Source organism: Cellulomonas sp. McL0617, from assembly GCF_049994875.1.
In the GTDB taxonomy this organism is placed as follows: domain Bacteria; phylum Actinomycetota; class Actinomycetes; order Actinomycetales; family Cellulomonadaceae; genus Cellulomonas.
The window spans coordinates 3,483,896-3,508,816 of the sequence record NZ_CP188256.1 but is presented as its reverse complement, the minus strand read 5'-3'; the positions used below and the strand labels follow the sequence as shown (position 1 = coordinate 3,508,816).

Sequence of the window (24,921 nt, the reverse complement as noted above, 5' to 3'; positions counted from 1 at the left end):
TCGTCAGTCCGACAGGCCGCGGGCGCGCCGCACCTGCTCGGGCGACAGCCGCTCCCAGCCGTGGAACCTCGACACGTCGCCGGCGTCCCACGCCTCACGCAGACCCGGTGCGCTCAGGTCCCAGTCCGGCCGGACCTCGCTCGAGGCGGCGCGAAGGTCGCGCCAGAGGTCGTCGACCGAGGGGCGTCCCCAGAACCAGTAGCCGTTGTAGACGCTGTGGATCACGAGACCGGGTGTGAGCACGAGGGTGTGCGGGATCATCGGGTCGTGCTCGGGGTCGGTGTACTCCTGGATGTCGAGGTCCCGCTGGACGATGCGACCGGGGTCCGACAGGAACGGCCAGTGCGCACCCACCGACGCGCGGAACTCCTGGAGCGTGTGGTGCTCGTCCGTCGCGATGGTGACGATCCTCGTGTAGGCCACCGCGAGCTTCGGCTGTAGTGCGGCGAGGTCGAGATGCTGCTGGTGCTCCTTCGGGCAGTAGTGGCCGCGCGCGAGCGTGAGGATCATCGGGTCGTCGCCCTGGAGCTCGCTCAGCCGACGGACTGTGCCCGTGTGGTCGGGCAGCTCGTAGTCAGTCAGGACGCCGCCTGGCACCATGTCGGAACGCATGAGGGAACACCTCTCTCTGGGGGACGGCTGTCGTTCAGACGAGCTGCTGCCCGCCGTCGATGTCGTAGGTCGCGCCCGTCAGTGCGGTGTTCGTCATCAGGTGCACCGCCAGCCGGGCGACGTCGACCGGGCTCACGACCCGACCGATCGGCAGCGTCGAACGGAGCTCGTCGCGCCGCTCGTCGAGCCCGTCGCCCAGCAAGGACGCCGACAGGGGAGTGTCGACGAACCCGGCCGCGATGAGGTTGACCCGGACCGGGGCGATCTCGAGCGCCAGGTTGGCGACGACGCCCGGGAGCGCCGTCGTGCCGATGCCGATGATCCCGAGGCCCACCCCCGGACGGCGGGCGCCTGTCCCGCCCATGAGCAGCAACGAACCGCCTGCACGCATCGACGGTCCCGCGCACCGCGCGAGGTGGAACGGCAGGAGCAGGTGCGCCTCGAGGCTGCGTCGCGCCTGCTCGAAGTCGATCTGGGCGAGCGGCGCGTAGTACGGCCGCCCTGCCGTGACCATGACGTGGTCGACCGGGGTCTGCAGGTCCCGGAAGAACTCCTCGAGGGCTGTGAAGTCGGTCGCGTCGAACGCGACCGAGGTCCTCGCGCCGACCTCGGCCGCGGCGACCGCGAGGTGAGTGGCGTCGCGAGCGGTGAGCACGACGTCGGCACCTTCGGACCGCGCCAGCCGTGCGACCTCGAGCCCGATGCCCGCGCTCCCGCCGATGACGACGACGGTCTGACCCGTGAGCGCGGCCATCAGCCCGGCCCCCTGTGCCCCGCGATCACGCCGAACAAGTTCTTGAGGGCCGCGCCGTAGATCTCCGAGAACGACGGGAACGGCTGGATGGTGTCGCGCAGCACGTCGAGCGGGACCTCCGCCCGGATGGCCAGCGTGGCCTGCTGCAGCCACTCGCCGGCCTCCGGCCCCAGCGCGTACGCGCCGGTGAGCCGCCCGCCGTCCGAGAGCAGCGTGAGGAAGCCGTTGGACTCGGCATAGGCACGCGTGTACGTCGCGGTGCGCGCGACCTCGGAGATCATGGCCGTCGCGCTGAAGGGCGCCTCGGTCGCTCCGACCGCCGCCGCGGGGGGATCGGTGTAGACCACCCGGGGGACCGCGGTGTATCTGGCGACGCGCGGCTCGCCCAGGATGTTCGCGGCGACGACGTCCGCCTGGTACTTGCCCACGTGCGTGAACAGGAGCAGGCCGGTGACGTCGCCGACCGCCCACAGCCGGTCGCCCGCGCGCAGCGAGGAGTCGACGGGGATCCCGTGCGGATCGAGTTCGATGCCGACGCTCTCCAGCCCGATCCCCTGGGTGCGGGGGCGCCGGCCGGTGGCCACGAGCAAGCGGTCGCCGCGCAGCTCGCGACCGTCCTCGAGCGTCAGGACGTAGTCGTCACCGTCACGGTGCGCCGAGCTCGCAGGCACCCCGAGGTGGAGCTCGATGCCGTCGCGCCGCAGGGCCTCGGCGAGCGCGTCGCCGAGCGGCGCAGGCTCCCGCCCGAGCACGCGGTCGCTGACGAGGCTGACCTCGCCGCCGAGGCTGCGCACCGCCTGCGCCATCTCGACGCCGACGGCGCCACCGCCCAGGACGAGCAGGTGCCGGGGGACCGCCGTCATCGACGTGGCCTCGCGGTTGGTCCAGATGCCCTCGAGCTCTCGCAGCCCGGGCACGGGAGGGATGACGGGCTCCGAGCCCGTCGCAAGGACGACGTGGTCGGCCGTGTACGCCGTGCCGTCGACCTCGACCACGCCGGTGCCGGCGAGCCGCCCCGAGCCGCGCAGCAGAGAGATCCGCTGGCCGGCCAACCACGTCTCCTGACCTGCGTCCGAGTAGTCCGAGACCATGAAGTCCCGCCAGCCGAGCGCGGCCGCGACGTCCATCTCCGCGGTCGCCAGCGCGTCGCGGGCCGCGTGCACGGCCTCGCCCTGCCGGAGCAGCGTCTTGGACGGGATGCAGGCCCAGTAGGAGCACTCGCCGCCGACGAGCTCGCGCTCGACCAGGGCCACGCGGAGCCCACCTTCGGCGAGCGCCCCCGCGCAGTGCTCGCCCGGCGACCCGCCGCCCACGACGATGACGTCGTAGTCGCTCACGACGGGAGGTCCTCGCCGGCCCGCTCCGCCACCATGTAGGCCGCGTACCAGGTCGGCCAGTCGGCGTCCTCCTGTCCCGTGCGCGCCTCGTGCTCGCCGTGCGCCGCCGCCGCGCGCCGCAGCGCCTCGGCCAGGTCCTGCGGGTCGCGGTACTCGGTCGTCGGGACGACACGCCCAGGCAGCCGCACCTGGATCTCCTGCAGGATCCAGCCGTTGCCGTCGGGGTCGCGGAACGAGGCGAACGTCCCGTAGCTGGCCCGGGTGGGCGAGGGGCCGTCGACGCGAGCCTTCGTGCCGCCGTGGTGGAACACTCCGCCGGCGTCGTGGAAGACCGCGCTGACCTCGACGCCGCGCGCGACCAGGTCCGCGCGTGCCTTGTCGACGTCGAACACGGTGAGCTGCAGGTCCTCGACCGAACCCGGCACACCGCTCGTGAGGTCATTGCCGAAGATGACCGACGCGGCCGAGCCGGGTGGCGTGACCTGGACGACCCTCAGGCCGTCGGCAGCCGTGAAGTCCGCGTCCTCGCGCCAGCCGAGCGACGTGTAGAAAGCCTTGGCTCGGTCGACGTCCGACACGGGCAGGACGACGACCTCCAGCTTGAAGTCGAGCGTCGGGGTCTCATTGTTCGCCATCGTGCTCCTCCTTGACTCCGGGTTGGGCAGCGCTTCTCCACGATCACCAGCGGACGAGGGGCCCCTCGGCCGAGGTGGAGCTGGCCGGTCGCGACGTCGACGCAGGCGCGGGCCACAGACACTCGCACCGGCGCCCCGGCACGGACCGCGCGAGTGCCGGGCAGGGCATGAGCTCTGGCGCCCGAGGCACGCGAACGAGCATGCCACCGAAGCCCGACGCGACGGAACGCCGAGTCCGAACTCCGACTCGCCGATGGGTAGTGGGAGTCGCCGTGGTAGGTGACGCCGGCGCCGACGGGCGGCGGAGTTCGGCGGTCCCGCCGTCGTCGAGAGGCCGGTCGGGAGTGCCTCGGTCGCCTCCCCTTCCCAGGGGGCGTCGACGGCTACGCTCGGCGTTGACGTGCCGAGCCGTAAGGACGCAACTCATGACCGCTGCGCGTATCCCGCTCAACACGTTCGGCATTCCGTTCGGTCTGGCCGGGCTCGCCGGGGCCTGGGTCACTGTCGCCGCATACGGACGTGCGCCGGAGGCCGTCGGCGACGCGCTGCTCGTCCTGGCGGCCCTGAGCTGGCTGCTCGTTCTCGGGTCCTACGTGCGGTACGTGTCGACGAACCGGTTGGCGCTTGGTCGGGACCTGGGGGACCCGGTCGCCGGGCCGTTCGCTTCGCTCGCGCTGATCACGCCGATGCTGCTGGCCGCCGAAGGGGTCTACCCCCACGCCCAGACGGCCGGCCGCGTCCTGGTGGACGTCTTCGTGGTCCTGACGGTGCTCGCCGGTGGTTGGTTCACCGGTCAGTGGATCTATACGACGCTCGATCTCGACAAGCTCCACCCGGGCTACTTCCTGCCCACGGTCGCCGGAGGTCTGGTCGCGGCAGCGGCGGCTGCGGAGGTCGGTCAGCAACGCCTGGGCGAGGTCATGCTCGGGCTCGGGGTGATCTGCTGGTTGGTGCTGGGCTCGATCATCCTGGCTCGGCTGCTGTTCCGGCCCGCCCTGCCCAGCCCGCTCCTGCCGACGCTGGCCATCGAGGTAGCCCCGCCGGCCGTTGCGTTGCTTGCCTACTTCGCCTTGTTCGGCGACCGGATCGACACCATCACCGCATTGCTGGCCGGCTACGGGATTCTCATGGTGATCGCTCAGGTCCGGCTGCTGCCCGTCTTCATGAGGCTGCCGTTCATGCCGAGTACGTGGGCGTTCACGTTCAGCTGGGCCGCCGTCGGCACGGCCAGCATCCATTGGCTCAACGACACACGTCCTGCGGGCTACCAGGCAGGCGAGTACCTCGTGCTGGCCGCAGTGAGCGCCCTGATCGGCGGCATCGCCGTGCGGACCATCATCGCTCTCCGTCGGCGCAAGTTCCTGCCAGGTTCGCCCGGGCAGACAGCGGCGGTCACGCCCGCCGCTTCTGTTGAACAGCCGCTTCCGCCAACGGACGGACAGCCCGTCGACGCGTGAGCACCGGGCGCCAAACGGCAGCGGCCTGCGGCGTCAGCCGAGCTCGACGCTGTCTCCGGTCACATTGCTCAGGCCGAGGAGCGTGTGGTTGTCCTGGCTGATCTGGTCGATGCCGTCGGGGAGGCCCACGCGGAAGTCCTCGTGGCCGGTGCGAGGGTCGTACGCGACCAGGAAGCCTGGTCCGGACTCGGCCGTTCCTCCGTACGAGACGAGGATGTGGCGACCGTCGGTCATCAGTGCCTGAGGCACTCCCAGCCCGGTGGACTCCCACAGTTGCGTTCCGGTCGCGCCGTCGAGCCCGACGACGCCGAGGGCGGTCGTGAGGTAGATGCGGCCCCGGATGGCCTCGGCCAACGTCGGTGAGGCGACCCCCGCCGACCATGCCAGGTGACCGTCATGGCGGCTCCATCGCTCGACCGTGGAGTCATAGGCGAGGACGAGATCAGGGACGCTGCCGTCATCGACACTGACGTAGACCTGCTGGCCGGTGAACGGGAAGCGGTTCTTGCCGGTCTTTCTGGCGTCCTTCATCGATCCGCACCTGGCACTGGTGCTCGTCCCCGAGCACGAGGCGGCAGGCATCGCCTGACAGTCAGGCCGCCGGGCAGATGTCGTCCGACGAGCTGAGCGACGGAAGGTAGGTCGCCGACTCGGACGCGGTCAGGTTGCGTCCCGCGACACGGCACGCGGCGGCGGCGAGGTCGGCGGGGGCCAGGTTCCAGAGCAGCACACCGTCCCGGCCCGGAACGGCGAGTGTGGTGCCGTCGTGGCTCACGTAGGCGTGGGCATCGAACCGCACGGGCAGGTCGATGAGGTTGCCCAGCCGGATCCCGGTCGTCGGGTCGTACAGGGCCGCGACCTGGTCCGTCGACGTCGCGACGAGGGTGCGGCCGTCGTCGCTGACGTCGAGGTACTTGACCACCCCGGGCACGGTCGCCAGCGAACGGACCGGGGTCAGGCTCTGCGGCCGGAGCACCGACACGTCTTGACCCTTCGACGACACGACCAGACCGTCGTGGCCGGCCACCGTCCACCACCAGCCAGTGAGCGAGTGCGGCCACTGCGCCCCCGTTGCAGGGTCGTAGAAGCGGGTGTGCGAGTCGGAGAACAGGCCCGAGTCGCCGACCTGCTCGGTCGCGAGCAGGCTGCCGTCCGGTGATGCGGACATCCCGAAGACGTAGTCGCTGGTCGGGATCTGGGGGCCGACGACTTTGTCCGCCACGGGATCCACCAGCTCGATCGTGCTGGGGCCGCCCTGGTAGACGGCCATCCGACGGTCCCCCGCGGGTGCCAAGGTGTTCGCCGGGCCGCTGATCGCCGTGAGGCGCACGAGGTGACCGGACGGCATGTCGACGCGGAAGACGCCGTCGAACCCGCTGACGAACGCGACCGGTGTCTCGCGCGAGCCCCACAGGAGCCGGTTGACGGGTCGCTCGGGTGTGGCGATGGCGCGGTCGGCGTCGACGTCCCAGACGGCCTGGTCGTGCGAGGGGGCGTCGGGGACGTCCGGGGTCACGCCGACGAGCAGGGTCGTGCTCTCGGGCCCGAACCCTCCGACAGGCGCCTGTCCGGCGGCGACGAGCCGGGTGACCGGTCCGGTCCCGTCGAGCTTCCAGCGGCTGATCTCCTGTCCGAAGGTCGCGAGCGTCGCGCCGTCGGCCGACACCGCGATCCCGTCCGTGTGCCCCAGCTGGGTGTCACGCTCGACTGTGGTCGACTCACCTGTGGCGAGGTCACTCTCCGTCACGATCCCGTTGTAGTCGCTGCACAGCAGCCGCTGCTGCGCCCAGGAGACCGCCGCGATGGGGCAGCTCAGCGTGTAGATGCCCGGTGGCCGCAGGGTGGCCGACCACCGCGTGGAGCCGTCGTCGAGAGCCACGGCGGTCGCGGTCAGCGCCCCGACCGCGATGAGCTCGTCGTCGCTGACGGCCAGGAAGGCGCCCGCGGCGCCCGGCGGGACCGGGAGCGTCCGCGCGACGGTCGTCGTCCGCGGCGCCAGGACCCGCACCGGCCCGTCGTGCGAGCCCACGTAGAGCTGACCGGACGAGTCGAAGGCGATCGCGCCCGAGTCCGCGTCGAGGAACCGCTTCACCGGCAGGGGTTCGCGTGACCCGGGCAGGGCGCCGAGCACGTGCCCGTCTCGCGCGTCGAGCAGCGCGATCGCGCCGTCGCGACGCCGCAGGACAGCAACGGTCGTGCCGTCGGGACTGATGGCGACCGCACCGGTCAGCGCGGGCACGTTCGTGCGCGGCATCAGCGCGGCGCCCGTGGCGACGTCGAACGTCGCGACCGTCATGCACACCGGCGCCGAGCCGTCGGCAGCGAACGGCGTCGTCCGGTCCATGGGATCGTCCTGCGTGGCCTCGATGCAGTCGTCCTGGGGCGAGGGCGCGAACGCCAGGTGGGCCACCGTCGTCCCGTCGGCGCTCACGACGACCTGGGAGTCGTACATCGGGGGCACGTGATCGTCGGGGAAGCGGTCGTCGCGCCGGCCGGTCTCAAGGTCCATCACGGACAGCCGTGCATTGTTGATCGCGACCACGGCGTGCCTGCCGTCGGGCAGGAGCGCGCCCGAGGCGCCCAGCTCGGCTCCGACAGGCACGTACCCCTGGAAGCCTGGTGATGCCGTGAACACGCTCAGGAGAGCCGACCTGGTCCTCGGGTCGTCGGGCCACCGTCGGAACGCCTCGGCTGCGAGCAGAGCCGCCACAGCACGGTTGGTGCCCTCCGCGGCCAGCGAGCCGCTCGTGACGGCTTCGACCTCGGCCGTGTCCTGAGCGGTGCGTGCGCGGCGCCCGAACGTGCCCGCGGCGCCAGCCGCGACCAGTGCGATCACGAGGACGACGGCTGTCGCGGCCAGGGCCACCCGCAGCCGACGGTTCTGCCGGCGTTCGCCTGCCGCACGGGCCCGTTCGGCGTCGAGCGCGGACGAACGCAGAGCGGCGGACGCCGCCAGGAACTGCTCCTCCGCGGTCGTCAGGCTCGGTCTCTCGGTGTCGCGCCACTCCAGCGCGGCGTCCAGCCGCCCGCCGCGATACAGGTCCGAGTCCGGCCGCCCGAGGGCCTCCCACGCCTCCGTCGCGGCGACCAGGTGGCGGAGCAGGCGCGTGCCGACGGCGTCGTCGTCGATCCACGAGCGCAGGCGCGGCCACGCGCGGGCCAAGGACTCGTGCGCCATCTCGATGCTGTCCTCGCGCGCCGTCAGCAGCCGGGCTCCGACCAGGTCGGCGACCACCCGCTCGCGTCCCACGTCGCCACGCAACGACGACGCAGGCACGCGCCTCGGGACCGGCGGGCCGTCGACTGACGGTGCGACCAGCCGCAGCAGGATCGACCGGCACAGGGACCGCTCGTCCTCCGGCAGGCCCTCGTAGAGCCGGTCGGCCGTGCGGGCGACCGCCGCACTGATGCCGCCCGAAGCCCGGTACGACTCGACGGTGAGCACGTCCCCGTCGCGACGGTGCCATGTCTCGACGAGCGCGTGCGACAGCAGCGGCAGGGCGCCCGGGTCGGCCTCGACATCTCTCAGGAGCAGGTCGACGAGGCCGTGCTCGAGAGCGAGACCGGCCAGCCGCGCCGGCTCCTCGATCGCACGCTGGAGGTCGTCTCCTGCGAGAGGCGCAACCAGGTGCAGCCCTCGTTCTGCGAGGGCGCCGAGCGCCGGATCAGCGGCCAGACCGCTCATCTGGTCGACCCGGACCGCGAGCAGCAGCGCCCCGCCGTCCTGGACGTGCCGCCGCAGCAGCCCGCAGTACTGCACGACCTGCTCGCGGTCCTGGTCGAGCAGGAACAGGCTCTCGAGCTGGTCGACGGCCAGGACGTCTCGGGCGCCCATGCCGGCCAGTGCCGCCTGCAGGCCGGCGACCGGCGACGGCCCGGGCACCGTGACCGAGACGCGTCGGCCCGCGTCCCGCAGCGCCGCGACGAGACCCGCCCGCAGCAGCGAGCTCTTGCCGCAGCCCGACTCACCCGTGAGGACGAGAACGGGCATGGCATCGAGCCGGGACAGGCACGCCGTCACCTCGTCCTCGCGACCGAAGAAGTCCTCCTGGTCCGCGGCGTCGTAGGCGGCCAGGCCCTTCCACGGGCAGGTCGCCCGAGCGTCCGCGTGCTGGCCCACGCCGGCCGCTCGCGGATCCTGACGCAGCACCTGCCGTTCGAGCTCGACCAGCGCGGCGCCCGGGTCGATCCCCAGCTCGTCGGCGAGCACCCGGCGTGCCCGGCGCAGCGTCGCGAGGGCGTCCGCCTGCCGGCTGTCGCGATATTGAGCGAGGGCGAGCACGGCCCACCGGCGTTCCCGCAGCGGCTCGGCGCGCACCGCCGACTCGGCGTCGGCGGCCACGCCACGGTTGTCACCGAACGCGAGCCGGGCCTCGAGCAGGTCCTCCTGCACGGTGCGACGCACCTCTTCGAGCCGCTGGGCCTGGGAGCGGCCCGGCTCCCACGAGGCGAGGTCCGCGAACGCGGGCCCGTCCCACAGGTTCAGCGCCCGGTCGAAGACCATGGCGGCCCGGCCAGGCTCGCCGGTCGCGGCGAACATCCTGGCGCGGCTCACCTCGGACTCGAACTGCGTGACGTCGACCGTGCGCGGCTCGACGAGGAGCCGATACCCCGCAGGCGTCGTCTCGATCGCCGCGGGTCCGATCGCTCGTCGCACGCGGCCCACGGCCGACTGCACCTGCTTGTTCCAGGTCGCCGGCAACGCGTCTCCCCAGACGGCGTCCGCGAGCTCGTCGGGACTCACGGGATGACCGATGAGCAGTACCAGCGCCGCGAGCACCGTCCGCTCGCGAGGGCTCAGGTCGCCGTTCCCGTCGACCCGAGCAGGTCCGAGCACCTGGATGCCGCCCATCACCGGGATGATCCGGGCTGTGCAGACCAGGGTCAAGGAGCCGGATACCGGATGAATACCGGTCGCGGGCCGTCCGGGTACCCCGTCAGGGCACGGTCCGTGACATGCGAACCACCCACGCCCCAGCCGCCCGCCGCCGGCCACGCCGGCAACACCTCGTCCAGGTCGAGCTCGACGAGGACGACCAGCAGCCACCCGAGACGACCGACGGCCACACCGTCCACGTACCCGGCAGCCTGCTTCTCGTCGCGGCACTCGTCGTGACCGCGATCGTGACCGCCGTCGGCACCCTCGACCGGACGCCGGCCGACGCGACCCCCGGGTGCCCTGGTTCTGCCGCCTGCACGGTCGCAGCCGCCGTCGCGGCGCGTCACGGCGCCTGCCAGTGGCAGGGGTACACGCCCCAGTGGCAGCGGTATGCCGCGACCGCGCCCGACGGGTGCGAGGCCACCCCGACCGACCGGTGCGCGCTGCTCACCGCCGGCCCCAGCGCGGAGGTCGCCTGCCGCTATGCAGAGGCGCAGGAACGCCAGAACATGCGACACCGCCCTTGACGGCCGTCGTTCCCCTGATGGCGACGGCCGGAACGTGCGAGTCTTGGCGCAACCGACCCTCGGCGTGGTGTGTGCCCAGGGACTCTCGGGCGACTGCGCGGCGCTGGAGGTGTCGTCATGCCGGCTTGGCTGGCTCTGCTGGTCGTGGGACTCGTGCTGGTAGTGCTCGGCTTCGCAGGGTTGGGCGCGATCCTGCTGTGGGGTGGCATCGCCATCGTCCTGGCTGGGCTGGTGATGACGGTCGTCAGCCTGCGCCGCGGGCAGAAGGACCACGACACCCACGACCACCAGCGGGACGGCAGCCCCGACGCCGACCTGGGCGACCGTGAGACCTGGCAGCGGCGGGCGGCTCGGTTGGGCTGGGTCTCCGTCGGGCTGGGCGCGCTGAGCCTCGTGCTCCTGGGGTTGGCGATCTGGGATCTCGCCGCGCAGCGGTCCGACCTCTCGGCGGACGAACCGCAGCGCGCGATCGACGCCATGACTGCCTGGTTGCCGGTCAACGTGGACGTGCACCTGGGCCTGCCCAGGCCGGGGGTGGTACTGGGTCTCGGCCTGGCGCTCGCCGCCTTCGTCGTCGGCATGTCTGCGTTGCAGTGTGCGGCGGCCATGCGGGTGCTCTCGCAGGGGCGCGGGCTCGATGCGCCGGTCAGCGCCGACATCGCCAAGCTCAGCCGGCGCGCCCTCGGCAGCGCGGGCGTACGGAGCCTCGACCTCGAGCAGCGGCCGGGCTGGCCGCTCACGGCGATCCCGGCGGGAGCCGAGACCGTCGGCCTGGTGCTGCGCTGCACCGTTCTCATCCCGGCCCACGACGAGGAGGCGATCATCGCCGTGGCGCTCACCTCGCTCAGCCACCAGACCCGCGCGCCCGACCGCGTGGTGGTCGTCGCCGACAACTGCACCGACGGCACGGTCCGGATCGCCCGTGAACGTGGCGTCGAGGTCATCGAGACCGTGGGCAACACCCAGCACAAGGCCGGCGCGCTCAATCAGGTGCTTGCCGTGTTGCTCCCGCGGGTCGGCGTCGAGGACGTGGTCATGGTCATGGATGCCGACTCCTCCATCGCGCCGGACTTCCTCGAGGTCGCCGTCGGTGCGCTGGAGGACGACCCGGACCTCGTCGCGGTCGGCGGCCTCTTCTCCGGTGAGGACGGGATGGGCATCCTCGGGCAGCTGCAACGCAACGAGTTCCATCGCTACCAGCGGGTCGTCCGTCGCCGGGAGGGCAACCTGTTCGTCCTGACCGGAACGGCATCGATGTTCCGTGCGTACGCGTTGCGCGCGGTGGCGGAGGCGCGTGGCTCGCTCGTGCCCGGGACCCCCGGCGACGTGTACGACGTCCACGCCATGACCGAGGACAACGAGCTCACGCTTGCGCTGAAGTCGCTCGGGGCGGGTATGACGTCCCCGCAGCAGTGCAGGGTCACCACCGAGGTCATGCCCACCTGGACCGCCCTGCGGCGCCAGCGACTGCGCTGGCAACGGGGCGCGCTGGAGAACGTCGGCGCCTACGGCTTCACGCACACGACAGCGCAGTACTGGGCGCAGCAGCTCGCGCTCGGGTACGGGGTCATCGCGCTCAACGCGTACCTGCTGCTCCTGGTCATCTCCCTGCTGGCCGCCGACAGCCTGCGCTGGTCGCTGTTCTGGGTCCTGATCGGCGTCGTCTTCGTCGTCGAACGAGTCGTCACGGCCTGGGCGGGGGGCTGGCGGGGGAGGCTGCTCGCACTGCCCCTCGTGATCGAGGTCGGGTACTCGCTGTTCCTCCAGGCGGCGTTCGTCACGTCGCTCGTGCAGATCGCCTTGCACCGCGAGGCCGGGTGGAACGAGGTGCGTCGCGAGGTCGTCGCCGCGGCGGCGCTGCCCGCCCTGGCGGCGGCGGCGCTGGTCGCGCGCTGGACTCCACTGCCGTCGTCTGTGCTGCAGTCCCCGTTCGTGGAGGCGCTGGGCCTGTTCGTCGGCATCAACACGATCGTCTTCGCGACCCTGAGCGTGTTCCAGCTCCTGCCTCCGATCCGCAGGACCGTCCACCGGATGCAGCATCGCAGGGCTGCCCGGCGGACGGTGGCCGCGACGGCCTGAGCCGGCCGCGGTCGGCCGCGCCCTCGCCCCGATGCCGAGCTAGGGTCGGACGGTCGCGTGGACCGAGGACGATCGACCCGGGAGAGCAGCCGTGGGCAGCCTGTACATCGACCTGTTCGTCTCCCTCGACGGCGTCGCCCAGGCGCCCGGCGCTCCCGACGAGGACACCACGGGCGGCTTCCCGTTCGGCGGCTGGCAGGCGCCGCTGCCCGACGACGTCGTCGGACGCCAGGTCCGGGACGGCATCGCCGGCATGGACGCGCTGCTGCTGGGGCGTCGGACCTACGACATCTTCGCCGCGTACTGGCCGGACAAGGACGACGTCATCGCCCGGCAGCTCAACGCCGTGCCCAAGTACGTCGCCAGCCGTGGGACCCCTGACCTCCGCTGGGCCGGCAGCAGCCTCCTGGGTACGGACCTCGTTGCGGACGTCCGCGCGGTGCGGGACCGGCACGAGCGAACCCACGTGATCGGCAGCGTCGACCTCGTGCAGACCCTGCTGGCTGAGCGGCTGTTCGACGTGCTGACGCTGTGGGTCTACCCGATCGTGCTGGGTCAGGGGAAGAAGGTGTTCCCGGACGGGGTGCGGCCATCGGCACTGCGGCTGCTGGAGCCGCCCGTGGCGGGCAGCGCGGGTGCGGTCGCGCTGCGCTACGCCCCGACCGGCGAGGACCCGGCCACCGGGGTGATGGAGGTCTGACCCATCCGGACGACCACCTCCTCGTCGCCGTCGAGGGGGAACGGCACCCCGTCCACGGAGTACGTCCCGCGGAAGCCGCTGACCGGCACGCGCCCCGAGGCGTCGGTGCGCAGGGTGGTCGGCGGCAGCCACCATTCCTCCTTGACCAGCCGGCGCAGCGCGTCGTAGGCCGGCTTCGGGGTGCCGTCGGCGCGCACCAGTCCGCCCGGCGCCCCGAGCCATGCGCCCTCGTCGGTGATACCCCAGTAGGTCGCCGCCTCGACCGCGGGGTGAGCCAGCAGGGTGCGGTAGTGCCGTTCGAGCTCGTCGGCCTGCCGTGCCTCGCCCTCGGGCGTCGACGGCCACGACGTCACCTGATAGTCGTTGAGGTCCTCGATGTGCGCCGGCATGAGCTCGCCGGACAGCAGGGTCGTCTCGGTCAGGTGCAGCGGGAGGCCGAAGCGTGCGAACCGGTCGAGGATCGCCTGGGTCTTCTCCTCGCCCCAGTAGCCCTGGTGCATGTGGCTCTGCAGGCCGATCGCGTCCACCGGGATCCCGGCCTCGAGCACCCCTTCGATCAGGCACTCGTAGGCGGTCGACATGTCGAAGTCGTTGAGCAGGAGGGTCGCGGCCGGGTTGGTCGCCCGGGCCGCGTCGAAGGCGAGCCGGATGGTGGGGATGCGGCCGCGGTCCCACGCCAGGCGGGTCAGTCCGTTGGGCTCCTTGTCGAACACCGGCATGATCACGACCTCGTTGATCACGTCCCAGGTGTCGATCACCCCGGCGAAGTCCGCCACGTCGCGACGGATCCGCGCGTCCTGGGCGTCCGCGATCTCGGCCGTCGTCAGATCGAGCAGCCAGGGTGCCCCGACGGTGTGCCAGGCGAGCGGGTGGCCCTTGACGACGACGCCGCGCTCGGCGAACCAGCGCGCCGCGGCCAGCAGCCGAGCCGTGTCGGGGCGGCCGCGGACGGGTTCGAACCGGCCCCAGTAGAACGGCAGCGTGGCCGCGTTGAACACGTCGAACCAGAGGTCGGCAAGCGTCGTGGACGCACCCGCGGGGTCGAGGAAGTCGAACCCGATGTTGCCGAACAGGAAGTCGTGCCGCTCCTGCGCGACGACCACCTCGGTGTCGGTGAGGGGGTGTCCGTCAGGGCGCTGGACGGTGACGACGGCGGCGGCGCGTCGGTGAGCGAGGTCGGGCATGCGCCGAGCCTGCCACGCGCGACGACGTGCTCGCGCCCGTCGAGCTAGCCCCCGGGAGACCGAGGCGTCGGCCGGTTCGGCATCGATCTGGTCGGCCGCCTGCGCCACGATGGGGGCATGACCGAGCACGCAGTGGTGATCGCCGGGGCCGGCCCGAGCGGCCTGATGCTGGCGGCGGAGCTCGCGCTGGCTGGGGTCGACGCGGTCGTCGTCGAACGTCGCGCCGAGCGGGAGCGCGACGTCGCACGGGCGGGCGGGCTGCACGCGCGGACGCTCGAGGTGCTCGACCAGCGCGGGATCGTGGAGCGGTTCCTGGACGCCGGACAGGCGATGCAGATCACCGCGTTCGGAGGGATCCGGCTCGACCTCGGCGACTTCCCTACGCGGTTCGCCTACGGGGTGGCCCTGCGGCAGAGCCAGACCGAGCGGCTCCTGGCCGAGTGGGTCGACGAGCTGGGGGTGCCGGTCGTCCGCGAGCGCGAGGTGACCGGATTCGCGCAGGACACGGACGGCGTCGACGTCGCGCTGTCGGACGGCAGCGCGATCCGGGCGACCTTCCTTGTCGGCTGCGACGGGGGTCGCAGCCTGGTCCGCAAGGACGCCGGCATCGACTTCGTCGGCTGGGACCCCACCACCACCTACCTGATGGCCGAGGTCGAGCTGACCGAACGGCCACCGGTCGGCGTGCGGCGCGAGGGCGGCGGCATCGGCCCGGCCGACCCCGACACCGGCCGGCACCAGGTGGTGGTGAAGGCACCCGTCGTCGACGATCGGGGCGAGCCCGGCCTGCAGGACGTCCGCGACGCGCTCCTCGCCGCGTACGGCACCGACTTCGGCGCGCACGACCCGACGTGGATCACCCGCTTCTCCGACAACACCCGACAGGCGGCGTCGTACCGGGCGGGCCGGGTCCTGCTTGCCGGAGATGCCGCCCACGTCCACCCGCCGCAGGGCGGCCAGGGCCTCAACCTCGGCGTGCAGGACGCGACGAACCTCGGCTGGAAGCTGGCGCAGGTGGTGCACGGCACGTCGCCCGCGAGCCTGCTGGACACCTACCACGCGGAGCGGCACCCGGTCGGTGCCCGCGTCCTGCAGGGCACGATGGCGCAGGTCGCGCTGGCCACCCCGGACGACCGGCACGACGCCCTCAAGGCCGTCCTGGGCGACGTGCTCGTCCTGGACGAACCGCGCCGACGCCTCGCCGGGATGCTCTCCGGTCTCGACGTGCACTACGACCTCGGCGCCGGGCACCCGCTGCTCGGGCGGCGGATGCCGGACCTCGACCTGACGACCGCGGACGGCCCCACGCGCGTCTACGCGCTCCTGCACGAGGCCCGGCCGGTCCTCGTTACGTCGGGTGTGCCCGGCGGCCTGCCGGACCGCGTCCGGACGGTCGTCGCGACCTACGACGACGTCTGGGAGCTGCCGGTGCTCGGACCGGTCGCGGCGCCGGGGGCGGTGCTGATCCGTCCCGACGGGTACGTCGCATGGGCGGGAGACGTCGCCGATCCGCGGCTCGGGCAGGCCGTCGCGACGTGGTGTTGACCGCTAGCCCGTCGGGTCGGGTATCGCAGGCACGGTCGGCAGTCCGGTGAGACCGGAGAGCCCGGTGAGCCCGCCGACGTCGTCCACGGCGTGCGACGCCTGCTGCGCGGCCACGACGGGCACAGCGACGAACAGTCCGATCGTGGCGACGAGCCCGACAGTCGCCAGCGCGATGGAGACGACGGACAGTCGTGGTGCTCCGTGGAACGTCGAGCGCCCGTAGTCGCGCAGGGCGCGCCAGACGAGGTAACCCGCACCGAGGCCGCCAGCGGCCCACAGCTCGTCCGGGGCTTTGAGCGCGAGGCTGATCCCGCTCGTGGCGACGAGGATCGCCAAGGCCGAGCCGAAGGCGCCGATCGCTCCGCGTTGCATCCGGCGCGCCTCACCCACGCGGTGCGCCGAGAACGCGGCGTCCCGGTCGGCGAGGTCTGCCGGGCTCATGGCGAGGCCGAGCCGGGTCGGCAGCGAGGCGCCGAACTGGGTCGCCAGCGAGGTCGCCGGCGTTCCGACGGGGCTCTCGAAGGTCGTCGTCGCGAAACGGGGGTCAGCGCTCGCGAAGCGGCTCTCGCCCGACTGCCCCGCGAAGGCCAGCTGCTGGGCGGGTTCCGGCCGCGTGTGCTCGGTCCACGTCGTCCCGTCGAACCACCGGTGCACGCCGACCGTCGACCCGTCGGCGTACCAGCCGGCGGCCGGGAGCGGGGAGTCGGCCATCTCGCGATGGTCCCACCGCGGGCCCAGGATGACGCCGCCGCGTCCCCCGATTCACTCGACCGCGCGCGGCCTCGCCATCGGCGTGCATGCCGGACCTGAGCCGGCGACTACCGCCGCACCTACCCCGACCAGCCGTGAGGCCCTACAGCGACAGCAGCGCGCCGATCGCCCCGGTGACCAGCAGGGGGAGCACCGTCCAGGCGACGATGCTGCCGACGAGATAGGTGAGGTACGTGCCGTGGTCCGCCACCGAGGTACCCCAGGGGGGCACCGGTGCCGTGCGGATCGTCTCGAGGACGTCGCGGAGGTGGAGCGTCACTCCTCGCGACGGGAGGGAGAGGGTCGTGGTGGTCATGGAAGCTCCTTGTGGGGGCGGGTACTCGCAGGCACCGGGATCGCCGGCTCGACCATCGTCGCAAGCGCCGCAGGCCGCTGACCCGGGCCATTCGTCCCGTCTTCTGCCTCCACCGCGTGGCTACCGGTGGCGAGCGCGACCCAGGTCGAGCTGGAGCAGCGTGCACGAGAAGTCGACGAAGTCGCGCTGCCCGGCGACCGTGAACCCGTAGGCCTCGTAGTAGGCCAGCAGCACGGGGTTGGTGGTCCGGCAGTCGAGCCGGAACACGTCGACACCCGCGTCGCGCCCCTGCCGCGCCGCCCAGTCGAGCAGGCCCGTGCCGACGCCGTCGCCGGTGCGGCGCCGGTCCACCATGAGGCCGTGGACGTAGACCGCCGGCGTCCGGTCGTCGCCCCAGAAGTCGGGGTCGGACCAGAGCAGCCGGACGGTGCCGACGAGCCCGACGTCGTCACGCACGACGTGCCAGTCGCCGGCCTCGACCTGGGCGGTGATGCGTTCGACGGGCAGCGACCCGCGACGCCACTGCACGGTCCCGCGCGCCGCCATCCAGTCCTCCAGCGACCGCCGCAGCGCGTGGATCGACGAGACGTCGTCGACGGTGGCGAGGTCGGGGTGCAGGCCGGTCACGGACCGACGGTAGCTCCCGGCCCGGTGCGCGACGACGACCGCCACGTCCGCACCGGCGATCACCGCGCGTCGCTGAGGGCCTCCCGGTATGCGGCCGTCGTCCCGTCCGGTCGCACCTCCTGCAGCACGTGGTCGTCCACCCCCAGACCGGCCAGGATCGCCGTCAGCTCGTCGACGTCGGTCGGCGTCTGGACCGTCGGGTCGACGGTCGTGCGCACCTGAACCGGCACCCCGGCCCGCTGGACCAGCCGGAGCGACGCGACCGCCTTGGCCCAGGCGTCCACACCGGTCTGGGCCTGATAGAGCCGGGGGACCGCCTTGATGTCGAGGCCGACCCAGTCGACCAGGTCGAGCACGTGCGCCAGTCGGTTCGGGTAGGTGCCGGCGGTGTGCAGCCCGACGCGATAGCCGAGCGCTCGCACGTCGACCATGGCGTCCCGCAGCGCGTGCTGCCGCGTCGGTTCGCCGCCCGAGAACACGACACCGTCGAGGAGCCCCCGACGGCGTCCGAGCAGGTCGAGCACCTCGTCCCACCCGACCGACCCCGGCGTCCGCGGGTCGATCAGCGCGGGGTTGTGGCAGTAGGTGCACGCGAGCGGGCAGCCCTGCAGGAAGACGGTGGCCACCAGCTGGCCCGGCCAGTCGCAGGTCGACAGGGGAGTCAGGCCTGCGACGGCCAGGCTGCTCACGGGCGCTCCGTGAAGTGCACGCGCTCCTCGTGCTCGCCCTTCTTGCCGAGGTTGAACGACGACACCGGTCGGTGATAGCCCATCACGCGGGTCCACACCTCGGTCTCGCCGCCGCACGACGGGCACGCCAGGACCTCGCCGGCCAGGTAGCCGTGCGACGCGCAGATCGAGAACGTCGGGGTCACCGTGATGTACGGCAGCCGGTGGTTCTCCAGCGCCCGCTGGACCAGCTTGCGGCAGGCCTCGGGCGTCGACAGCCGCTCGGACATGTAGAGGTGCAGCACGGTGCCGCCCGTGTACTTCGTCTGCAGCTCGTCCTGGCGGTCCAGGGCCTCGAACGGGTCGTCGGTGAAGCCGACCGGCAGCTGCGAGGAGTTGGTGTAGTACGGGTGCTCGTCCGTCCCGGCCTGCAGGATGTCCGGGAACCGACGGCGGTCCTCCTTCGCGAACCGGTAGGTCGTGCCCTCCGCCGGGGTGGCCTCCAGGTTGTACAGGTGTCCCGTCGCCTCCTGGAACTCCACCATCCGCGCCCGCACGTGGTCGAGGAGCGCGACGGCACAGGCGTGCCCCTCGACCGACGTGATGTCGCGCGCGTCGCCGGTGAAGTTGCGGACCATCTCGTTGATGCCGTTCACGCCGATCGTCGAGAAGTGGTTGGCGAGGCCACCGGCGAGGTACCGCTTCGTGTAGGGGAACAGCCCCTCCTCGATGTACCGGTCGATCACCTCACGCTTGAGCTCGAGCGAGTCGCGCGCCAGGTCGAGCAGGTGGTCCAGCGCGCGCAGCAGGCCGGGCCAGTTGTCCCGGTGCAGGTACCCGAGCCGCGCGCAGTTGACGGTCACCACGCCGAGCGACCCGGTCTGCTCAGCCGAACCGAACAGCCCGTTCCCGCGCTTGAGCAGCTCGCGCAGGTCCAGCTGCAGCCGGCAGCACATCGACCGGATCTGACCGGGCTCCAGGTCGGAGTTGAGGAAGTTCTGGAAGTAGGGCAGGCCGTACTTGGCGGTCATCGCGAACAGGCGGTCGGCGTTCTCGGAGTCCCAGTCGAAGTCGGCCGTGATGTTGTAGGTGGGGATCGGGAAGGTGAACACCCGGCCCGACGCGTCGCCCTCGGTCATCACCTCGATGTACGCGCGGTTGATCATCGCCATCTCGACCGCCAGGTCGCCGTACGTGAAGTCGACCGGCTCGCCACCCACCAGCGGGACCTCGTCGCGCAGGTCGTCGGGGCACGTCCAGTCGAAGGTCAGGTTGGTGAACGGCGTCTGCGTGCCCCAGCGCGACGGCACGTTCAGGTTGTGCACGAGCTCCTGCACCAGCTGCCGGACCTCGTCGTACGCGAGGCAGTCCGTCCGCACGAACGGCGCCAGGTAGGTGTCGAACGAGCTGAACGCCTGCGCCCCGGCCCACTCGTTCTGCAGCGTGCCCAGGAAGTTGACGATCTGCCCGACGGCGGACGAGAAGTGCTTCGGCGGCCGCGACTCGATGGTGCCCGGGACCCCGTTGAACCCCTCGCTGAGCAGCATCCGCAGCGACCAGCCGGCGCAGTAGCCCGACAGCAGGTCCAGGTCGTGGATGTGCAGATCGCCCTCGCGGTGCGCGTTCCCGACCGCGGCCGGGTAGACCTGCGACAGCCAGTAGTTGGCCGTCACCTTGCCCGCCGTCTGCAGGATCAGGCCGCCGAGCGAGTAGCCCTGGTTGGCGTTGGCGTTCACCCGCCAGTCGGAGCGGTCCAGGTACTCGTCGATGGTGTCGGCGACGTCGATCGTGGGGTGGATGCGTTCGCCGCTCGGGCGCACGGAAGTCAGGCTCATCGGTGGTCCTCGTCTGGTGGAAACCATGGGGTGACTGGGACCGGCCCGGCCCGTGCGGGGGTGGAGCGCGTTCGTACCTGCGAGGCTAGACCTCCGCCGACGCCGTTCTCGCGCCGGATCGCCGGTCGGATCGAGATCGTCGACCCGGACCTGCATCCGCGGTCGTAGGATTTCCGACGAAAGGGTATGGGAGCGATCCCACGCGCCCCCCGCGACCGCTCGACGAGGAGCTGACGCATGACCCACCCGATCGATCGACGAACGGTCTTGCTCGGCGGTGGTGCGGTCGTGCTCGCGTCGGCGTTGGCCGCGTGCGCGCCCGCGCGTCCCCCCGAGCCGACGCCGTCGGGCCCGACGCCCTCGGGCCCGACGTTTCCGCGGGGCTTCACCTGGGGCGTGGCCACGTCGGCGTTCCAGGTCGAGGGGTCGACCACGGTCGACGGACGCGGGCCGTCGATCTGGGACACGTTCGCCGCCGAGCCGGGGCACATCGACGGCGGCGCGACCGGCGACCCCGCCGCCGACCACTACCGCCGCTGGTCGTCCGACCTGGACCTGCTGGTCACGCTGGGCATCCCGGCCTACCGGTTCTCGGTCGCGTGGCCGCGCATCCAACCCACGGGCTCGGGCGCCACCAACCAGCGGGGCATCGATTTCTATCGGCGGCTCGTGGACGGCCTGCTCGACCGGGGCATCCACCCTGCGATCACGCTCTACCACTGGGACCTGCCGCAGCCGCTGCAGGACGCGGGCGGCTGGGCGGCCCGGGACACGGCACAACGGTTCGCCGACTACGCCGGGATCGTCGTCGACGCCCTGCACGACGTCGACGCGACCTGGTTGACGATCAACGAGCCGAAGACCACGGCCTACGTGGGCTACGCGGGCACCGAGCACGCGCCGGGCCTGGGCGATCCAGACGCGGGAGTCGCGGCCGTCCACCACCAGCTGCTCGCCCACGGCCTGGCGACGCAGGCGTTCCGGGCCTCCGGCGCCGTCGGCCGGATCGGCCTCGCACTGAACCTCCTGCCGGTCTACCCGGTAGGCGCGTCCACCAAGCCCGCCACGCGTGTCGACGCCGTCGAGAACCGCATGTTCCTCGACCCGGTGCTGCTGGGCTCCTACCCCGACGACGCGATAGGCGACCTCAACGGTCAGCTCCACGTGGACGCGGCGCGGTTCGCCGACCTCGTCCAGGACGGCGATCTGGCCACCATCAGCACCCCGTGCGACGTCCTCGGCGTCAACTACTACGGCGTCGCGATGATCGACGAGCGCGGCGACTACGTCAATGCTTATCCGACGTCCGCCGCGGGCTGGCAGCAGATCCACGCCGCGGGTCTGTACGACCTGCTCACCCGGCTTCGCGACGACTACCCGAACCTCCCGGTCGTGCACATCACCGAGAACGGCATCCCCGACGACGAGACCCATCCCGGCCTCGAGGACGACGCCCGGATCGAGTTCCTTCGGAGCCACCTCGAGCAGGCCGCGCGGGCGATCGAAGCCGGGGTCGACCTGCGCGGCTACTACGCCTGGTCGTTCCTGGACAACTTCGAGTGGGCGCGCGGCCTGCGCCAGCGCTGGGGCCTCGTGAACGTCGACTTCACCACCCAGGCGCGCACCCCAAAATCGAGCGCCCACTGGTACTCCCGGACGATCGCTGCGACCGGCTGAGCCCATACGCCCCCACGGGAGTCGTCTACCCCTGGGTGACAGCTCTCAGCGCGTCCAGCTTGTCGCGGACCGCGGCGGGCAGGTTCGTCGACGACGGGTCCGCCACCCATGCCTCGAAGGCGGCCGTGAACGCTGCGACGCCCGCGGCCGCGGCCAGGGCGGCGGTGGGCTCGGGAACGCCGCGGCCGGTCAGGGCCCCGGAGGCCGCCGAGGCGAGCGTCGCCATCTTGTAGAGCTCGCGCTCCTGCAGGCTCGGGTTCGCGGCGATCACGCCGGCGCGGGTCCGAGCGTGCTCCCCGCGGTCCTCGAGCAGCGTCGCCGCGCTCGCGAACGCGTCGCCGACGACCTCGATGGGCGTCAGGTCGGCCGGGGCGTCGCGGATCGCGTCGACGAGCTGCGTCTGCAGCATGGCCGACCCGTCGAACAGCGCCTCGCGCTTGTCGGCGAAGTGGCGGAAGTACGTGCGCTCGGTGACGCCGGCACGCTCCGCGATGTCCCCGACGGTCGTCTGCTCGTAGCCACGCTCGGCGTAGAGCTCCAGGGCGACGCGCGCCAGGCGTCCGCGCGCGTCCGGCTCCCAACGACCCATGGCCACAGTGTAGTGATGACAGATCCTGACATCGGACGTACGGTGGTGATGACAGTTGCTGACATCAGCTGAAGGAGCGCACCATGCGCGTGTTCGTCACCGGGGCATCCGGCTGGATCGGGTCCGCCGTCACCGCCGAGCTGCTCGCCGAGGGCCACGAGGTCGTCGGCCTGGCTCGCTCGGACGCCAGCGCCGCCGCCATCGCCGAGGCCGGTGCGTCGACGGTCCGCGGCGGCCTCGACGAGCTCGACGTCCTGCGCACGAGCGCGGACAAGTCCGACGCCGTCATCCACCTCGGCTTCAACCACGACTTCGGCGACATGGCCGGCGCCTGGCGCACCGAACGCGCCGCGGTCCAGACCTTCGTCGACACCCTCGAGGGCTCCGAGCGCCCGCTGCTGCTGGCGTCGGGCGTCGCGGGCCTGACCCCGGGCCGGGTCGCGACCGAACGGGATGCCTCGACGCAGGTCGGTCCCGAGTCGATGCGCGGCGGCGCCGAGCACCTTGCCCTCTCCTACGCGGACCGAGGCGTGCGGTCCGTCGGCCTGCGCTTCGCGCCGACCGTCCACGGGCAGGGCGACCACGGCTTCGTCGCCGTCCTGGCCGGCATCGCCCGCACCACGGGCGTCTCCGGCTACGTCGGCGACGGCGCCAACCGCTGGCCCGCCGTGCACCGGCTCGACGCCGCACGCCTGGTCCGGCTGGCGCTCGAGCGCGCTCCGGCGGGATCGGTCGTGCACGCGGTCGGCGAGGAGGGTGTGGCGGCCCGCGACATCGCCGAGGCGATCGGTCAGGGACTGGGCGTGGCGACCGCGGCGATCGAGGAGGCGCAGGCAGCGGAGCACTTTGGCTGGATCGGCCGCTTCTTCGCGCTCGACACCCCCGCGTCGAGCACGATCACGCGCGAGCTGCTCGGCTGGGCGCCCACCCGGCCCGGCCTGCTCGACGACCTGGCGGCGGGCTACTACACGTCGTAGACGAGGTCGAGCTCGAGCCAGAGCGCGAGGTCGTCGATCTCCCGGTCGACGGCCTCGCGCTCGTCCGTCGTCGACGGCGCGTCCAGGTGCAGGGCGTGGACGCGCAATGCGCCGCCCCGAGCGTCCGCGTCGAGCTTGCCCACCAGCCGGTCGCCGACTAGCACGGGCAGGGCGTAGTAGCCCCAGCGGCGCACCGCGGCCGGTTTGAACATCTCGAGGGCGTACTCGAACTCGAAGATCTCGGTCATCCGCCTCCGATCGTGCAGGAGCCGGTCGAACGGGGACAGCAGGGCGGCGCGACCCTGGAAGGGGCCCTCGAGCAGGGCCGGGTCGACCCGCCACTCGCCGCGCACGCCCTCGACGACGGCCGGCTCCCCGGCGGTCCCCACGTCCAGCGGCTCGACCGGGCACTCGGGCCCGCGGGCCCGCGCGATGCCCAGCGCACCCAGGCGTCGCTGGTCTCGCAGCGCCCGCGCCTCGTCGAGCGGGATGGTCGGGCCGCCCGGGTACACGCGCTCGGCCAGGTCCCACAGCCGGTCCTTGCCCGTGCCGCCCGCGGCCGCCACGTCGCCCATCAGCACCAGCTGGTCGAGCATCATGGTGAGGTTGCGGTTGTTGTTCCAGCCCGAGGACCGCCACGGTCGCACGCACGTGTCGGGCAGCTCGCCGGCCGGCAGCGGCCCGTCGGTGCGCAGCAGCGCGAGGATGTCCTGCCGGCAGGCCTCGTTGTCGTCCACCCATTGCCGGCGGGCGTGCTTCCAGCCGGAGACCGTCGGACCCGAACCCGGCCAGTCGGCCATCTCCGCGCGGTAGAGCGCCAGGTCCTGCGCCACCCGCAGCGTCATCCGGTAGTCCAGGACGGTCTGCTGGTCCAGCGCCTCACGCAGCTCGGCCGGGTCGTACGACGAGCCGATCCGGCTCCACAGCACGAGGTCCGCGCTGGGCGCGATGGCGGCCGTCGGGTTCAGCTGCAGCAGCGAGAGCCGACGGATCGTCTCGTGCACGTCCGTCGGCCGCTGCGCGGTGAGCAGCTGGGCGCGCACGGCGACGCGACGAGCCTCGGCACGGGACAGCTGGTGCACGCACCGAGACTAGGACGGCCCGCCGACAGTGGCCGGACGGGTGAAACCTGACCGACCGGTCGGCTGCTGACCGATCGGTCAGGTAGCCTACGAACCGTGACCGCCACCGTCCCCCTGCGCGAGCGCACCCGTCGAGAGATCCTCGACCGCGCGCTCGAGCTGTTCGTCGAGGACGGCTACCACGACACATCCCTGGCGGACATCGCTGCGGCGGTCGGCTGCTCGAAGGCGACCGTGCTCTACCACTTCGCCAACAAGGCCGCGATCATCTCCGAGGTGCTCGAGCCCGCCGCGCTCCAGCTGGACAGCCTGGTCAACGAGCTCGTGAGCAATCCGACGCCGGACAGCCAGGAACGCGCGATCGACGAGCTCGTCGACGTCGTCGTGCGCTACCGCAGCCTCGCGGTGGTCCTCGACGGAGCCCAGGTGCTGGCCGAGGTCCCGTCGTTCATGGCCGTCGCGAACTCGTGCCTCCAGCTGCCGGTGCTGCTCGCCGGCGGTACCGACCCCGACCGCCTGCGCGTGGCCAACTTCGCCCTGAACGGCGTCATCGCCGAGTGCAGGGACCACACTCATACGGACGACAGTCTCCGCGCGCTCCTGCAGACCTGCATGAGGCGCCTGCTGCTCTAGCAGGCAAGAACGTGCCCCGACGACGTGGCGCAGACGTACACGACCCCGCCACACCGAT

22 protein-coding genes are annotated in these 24,921 nt (G+C 72.2%); 8 read left to right on the top strand and 14 right to left on the bottom strand.

Annotation, left to right across the window (positions count from 1 at the left end):
• Positions 1–3: 3 nt before the first annotated feature.
• Genes ACPPVS_RS15925 through ACPPVS_RS15910 form a run of 4 tightly spaced genes read right to left on the bottom strand, consistent with a single transcriptional unit; the run spans position 4 to position 3,338 of the window.
• Positions 4–612 (bottom strand): redoxin domain-containing protein, encoded by a 609-nt coding sequence (locus ACPPVS_RS15925; RefSeq protein ID WP_426593210.1) that lies wholly within the window; start codon positions 610–612, stop codon positions 4–6.
• A 34-nt stretch (positions 613–646) separates the two neighbouring features.
• Positions 647–1,366: an SDR family oxidoreductase gene (locus ACPPVS_RS15920; RefSeq protein ID WP_426593209.1), complete on the bottom strand. Its 720-nt coding sequence runs from the start codon at positions 1,364–1,366 to the stop codon at positions 647–649.
• Positions 1,366–2,703 (bottom strand): dihydrolipoyl dehydrogenase family protein, encoded by a 1,338-nt coding sequence (locus tag ACPPVS_RS15915; protein WP_426593208.1) that lies wholly within the window; start codon positions 2,701–2,703, stop codon positions 1,366–1,368. The genes ACPPVS_RS15920 and ACPPVS_RS15915 overlap by 1 nt, the downstream gene beginning before the upstream one ends.
• Entirely contained in the window at positions 2,700–3,338 is a 639-nt protein-coding gene (locus ACPPVS_RS15910) for a VOC family protein (RefSeq protein WP_426593207.1), read from the bottom strand. The genes ACPPVS_RS15915 and ACPPVS_RS15910 overlap by 4 nt, the downstream gene beginning before the upstream one ends.
• 425 nt (positions 3,339–3,763) lie before the next feature.
• Between ACPPVS_RS15910 and ACPPVS_RS15905 the strand changes: the two genes are divergently transcribed.
• Positions 3,764–4,795 carry a hypothetical protein gene (locus ACPPVS_RS15905; RefSeq protein ID WP_426593206.1) on the top strand — a complete coding sequence of 344 codons (1,032 nt, stop codon included), beginning with the start codon at positions 3,764–3,766 and terminating at the stop codon, positions 4,793–4,795.
• A 33-nt stretch (positions 4,796–4,828) separates the two neighbouring features.
• Here ACPPVS_RS15905 and ACPPVS_RS15900 read toward each other — a convergent pair whose 3' ends face one another.
• Together ACPPVS_RS15900 and ACPPVS_RS15895 are read right to left on the bottom strand one after the other, a co-directional pair.
• Positions 4,829–5,326 carry a PQQ-binding-like beta-propeller repeat protein gene (locus ACPPVS_RS15900; protein WP_426593205.1) on the bottom strand — a complete coding sequence of 166 codons (498 nt, stop codon included), beginning with the start codon at positions 5,324–5,326 and terminating at the stop codon, positions 4,829–4,831.
• A gap of 61 nt (positions 5,327–5,387) precedes the next feature.
• Positions 5,388–9,647, bottom strand: coding sequence for a BTAD domain-containing putative transcriptional regulator (locus tag ACPPVS_RS15895; protein WP_426593204.1), 4,260 nt, complete (start codon positions 9,645–9,647; stop codon positions 5,388–5,390).
• A 104-nt stretch (positions 9,648–9,751) separates the two neighbouring features.
• Here ACPPVS_RS15895 and ACPPVS_RS15890 point away from each other — a divergent pair, with 104 nt between their 5' ends.
• The 3 genes from ACPPVS_RS15890 to ACPPVS_RS15880 all read left to right on the top strand — a co-directional run bounded on the left by ACPPVS_RS15890 (position 9,752) and on the right by ACPPVS_RS15880 (position 12,980).
• Positions 9,752–10,201 (top strand): hypothetical protein, encoded by a 450-nt coding sequence (locus ACPPVS_RS15890; RefSeq protein WP_426593203.1) that lies wholly within the window; start codon positions 9,752–9,754, stop codon positions 10,199–10,201.
• A gap of 117 nt (positions 10,202–10,318) precedes the next feature.
• Positions 10,319–12,280 carry a glycosyltransferase gene (locus ACPPVS_RS15885; protein WP_426593202.1) on the top strand — a complete coding sequence of 654 codons (1,962 nt, stop codon included), beginning with the start codon at positions 10,319–10,321 and terminating at the stop codon, positions 12,278–12,280.
• Between the two features lie 91 nt (positions 12,281–12,371).
• Positions 12,372–12,980 carry a dihydrofolate reductase family protein gene (locus ACPPVS_RS15880; protein ID WP_426593201.1) on the top strand — a complete coding sequence of 203 codons (609 nt, stop codon included), beginning with the start codon at positions 12,372–12,374 and terminating at the stop codon, positions 12,978–12,980.
• Here ACPPVS_RS15880 and ACPPVS_RS15875 read toward each other — a convergent pair.
• Complete coding sequence (locus ACPPVS_RS15875) at positions 12,932–14,164, bottom strand: endo-1,4-beta-xylanase (RefSeq protein ID WP_426593200.1); 1,233 nt, start codon at positions 14,162–14,164, stop codon at positions 12,932–12,934. The two genes, ACPPVS_RS15880 and ACPPVS_RS15875, sit on opposite strands and share 49 nt — an antisense overlap.
• Positions 14,165–14,281: 117 nt before the next feature.
• Between ACPPVS_RS15875 and ACPPVS_RS15870 the strand changes: the two genes are divergently transcribed.
• Positions 14,282–15,709, top strand: coding sequence for an FAD-dependent monooxygenase (locus ACPPVS_RS15870; RefSeq protein ID WP_426593199.1), 1,428 nt, complete (start codon positions 14,282–14,284; stop codon positions 15,707–15,709).
• Between the two features lie 3 nt (positions 15,710–15,712).
• On the opposite strand, the gene ACPPVS_RS15865 is transcribed toward ACPPVS_RS15870, so the two are convergent.
• The 5 genes from ACPPVS_RS15865 to ACPPVS_RS15845 all read right to left on the bottom strand — a co-directional run bounded on the left by ACPPVS_RS15865 (position 15,713) and on the right by ACPPVS_RS15845 (position 19,905).
• Complete coding sequence (locus tag ACPPVS_RS15865; protein WP_426593198.1) at positions 15,713–16,420, bottom strand: DUF2510 domain-containing protein; 708 nt, start codon at positions 16,418–16,420, stop codon at positions 15,713–15,715.
• A gap of 142 nt (positions 16,421–16,562) precedes the next feature.
• The gene (locus ACPPVS_RS15860) at positions 16,563–16,775 is read right to left on the bottom strand and encodes a chemotaxis protein CheW (protein WP_426593197.1); all 213 of its coding nucleotides are present in this window, start codon (positions 16,773–16,775) and stop codon (positions 16,563–16,565) included.
• 120 nt (positions 16,776–16,895) lie between these two features.
• On the bottom strand, positions 16,896–17,402 hold the full coding sequence (locus tag ACPPVS_RS15855; protein ID WP_426593196.1) for a GNAT family N-acetyltransferase: 507 nt from the start codon (positions 17,400–17,402) through the stop codon (positions 16,896–16,898).
• A 59-nt stretch (positions 17,403–17,461) separates the two neighbouring features.
• The gene (locus tag ACPPVS_RS15850; RefSeq protein WP_426593195.1) at positions 17,462–18,091 is read right to left on the bottom strand and encodes an anaerobic ribonucleoside-triphosphate reductase activating protein; all 630 of its coding nucleotides are present in this window, start codon (positions 18,089–18,091) and stop codon (positions 17,462–17,464) included.
• Entirely contained in the window at positions 18,088–19,905 is a 1,818-nt protein-coding gene (locus ACPPVS_RS15845; protein ID WP_426593194.1) for a ribonucleoside triphosphate reductase, read from the bottom strand. Before ACPPVS_RS15845 ends, ACPPVS_RS15850 begins: the two co-directional genes overlap by 4 nt.
• Before the next feature lie 237 nt (positions 19,906–20,142).
• Between ACPPVS_RS15845 and ACPPVS_RS15840 the strand changes: the two genes are divergently transcribed.
• On the top strand, positions 20,143–21,582 hold the full coding sequence (locus tag ACPPVS_RS15840) for a GH1 family beta-glucosidase (RefSeq protein ID WP_426593193.1): 1,440 nt from the start codon (positions 20,143–20,145) through the stop codon (positions 21,580–21,582).
• 25 nt (positions 21,583–21,607) lie between these two features.
• Here the strand turns inward: ACPPVS_RS15840 and ACPPVS_RS15835 are convergent, their stop codons facing one another.
• Positions 21,608–22,171: a TetR/AcrR family transcriptional regulator gene (locus tag ACPPVS_RS15835; RefSeq protein ID WP_426593192.1), complete on the bottom strand. Its 564-nt coding sequence runs from the start codon at positions 22,169–22,171 to the stop codon at positions 21,608–21,610.
• An 83-nt stretch (positions 22,172–22,254) separates the two neighbouring features.
• Between ACPPVS_RS15835 and ACPPVS_RS15830 the strand changes: the two genes are divergently transcribed.
• The gene (locus tag ACPPVS_RS15830) at positions 22,255–23,148 is read left to right on the top strand and encodes an SDR family oxidoreductase (protein ID WP_426593191.1); all 894 of its coding nucleotides are present in this window, start codon (positions 22,255–22,257) and stop codon (positions 23,146–23,148) included.
• Here ACPPVS_RS15830 and ACPPVS_RS15825 read toward each other — a convergent pair.
• A complete protein-coding gene (locus tag ACPPVS_RS15825) occupies positions 23,136–24,230 on the bottom strand; it encodes a DNA glycosylase AlkZ-like family protein (protein ID WP_426593190.1) in 1,095 nt (364 codons plus the stop codon). The two genes, ACPPVS_RS15830 and ACPPVS_RS15825, sit on opposite strands and share 13 nt — an antisense overlap.
• Positions 24,231–24,326: 96 nt before the next feature.
• Here ACPPVS_RS15825 and ACPPVS_RS15820 point away from each other — a divergent pair, with 96 nt between their 5' ends.
• Complete coding sequence (locus tag ACPPVS_RS15820) at positions 24,327–24,863, top strand: TetR/AcrR family transcriptional regulator (protein WP_426593189.1); 537 nt, start codon at positions 24,327–24,329, stop codon at positions 24,861–24,863.
• Positions 24,864–24,921 lie beyond the last annotated feature (58 nt).

Coding starts and splice junctions, on each gene's coding strand:
- ACPPVS_RS15925 (WP_426593210.1), bottom strand. CDS start 612: ATGCGTTCCGACATGGTGCCAGGCGGCGTCCTGACTGACTACGAGCTG.
- ACPPVS_RS15920 (WP_426593209.1), bottom strand. CDS start 1,366: ATGGCCGCGCTCACGGGTCAGACCGTCGTCGTCATCGGCGGGAGCGCG.
- ACPPVS_RS15910 (WP_426593207.1), bottom strand. CDS start 3,338: ATGGCGAACAATGAGACCCCGACGCTCGACTTCAAGCTGGAGGTCGTC.
- ACPPVS_RS15905 (WP_426593206.1), top strand. CDS start 3,764: ATGACCGCTGCGCGTATCCCGCTCAACACGTTCGGCATTCCGTTCGGT.
- ACPPVS_RS15900 (WP_426593205.1), bottom strand. CDS start 5,326: ATGAAGGACGCCAGAAAGACCGGCAAGAACCGCTTCCCGTTCACCGGC.
- ACPPVS_RS15895 (WP_426593204.1), bottom strand. CDS start 9,647: ATGGGCGGCATCCAGGTGCTCGGACCTGCTCGGGTCGACGGGAACGGC.
- ACPPVS_RS15890 (WP_426593203.1), top strand. CDS start 9,752: ATGCGAACCACCCACGCCCCAGCCGCCCGCCGCCGGCCACGCCGGCAA.
- ACPPVS_RS15885 (WP_426593202.1), top strand. CDS start 10,319: ATGCCGGCTTGGCTGGCTCTGCTGGTCGTGGGACTCGTGCTGGTAGTG.
- ACPPVS_RS15875 (WP_426593200.1), bottom strand. CDS start 14,164: ATGCCCGACCTCGCTCACCGACGCGCCGCCGCCGTCGTCACCGTCCAG.
- ACPPVS_RS15870 (WP_426593199.1), top strand. CDS start 14,282: ATGACCGAGCACGCAGTGGTGATCGCCGGGGCCGGCCCGAGCGGCCTG.
- ACPPVS_RS15865 (WP_426593198.1), bottom strand. CDS start 16,420: ATGGCCGACTCCCCGCTCCCGGCCGCCGGCTGGTACGCCGACGGGTCG.
- ACPPVS_RS15860 (WP_426593197.1), bottom strand. CDS start 16,775: ATGACCACCACGACCCTCTCCCTCCCGTCGCGAGGAGTGACGCTCCAC.
- ACPPVS_RS15845 (WP_426593194.1), bottom strand. CDS start 19,905: ATGAGCCTGACTTCCGTGCGCCCGAGCGGCGAACGCATCCACCCCACG.
- ACPPVS_RS15840 (WP_426593193.1), top strand. CDS start 20,143: ATGACCCACCCGATCGATCGACGAACGGTCTTGCTCGGCGGTGGTGCG.
- ACPPVS_RS15835 (WP_426593192.1), bottom strand. CDS start 22,171: ATGGGTCGTTGGGAGCCGGACGCGCGCGGACGCCTGGCGCGCGTCGCC.
- ACPPVS_RS15830 (WP_426593191.1), top strand. CDS start 22,255: ATGCGCGTGTTCGTCACCGGGGCATCCGGCTGGATCGGGTCCGCCGTC.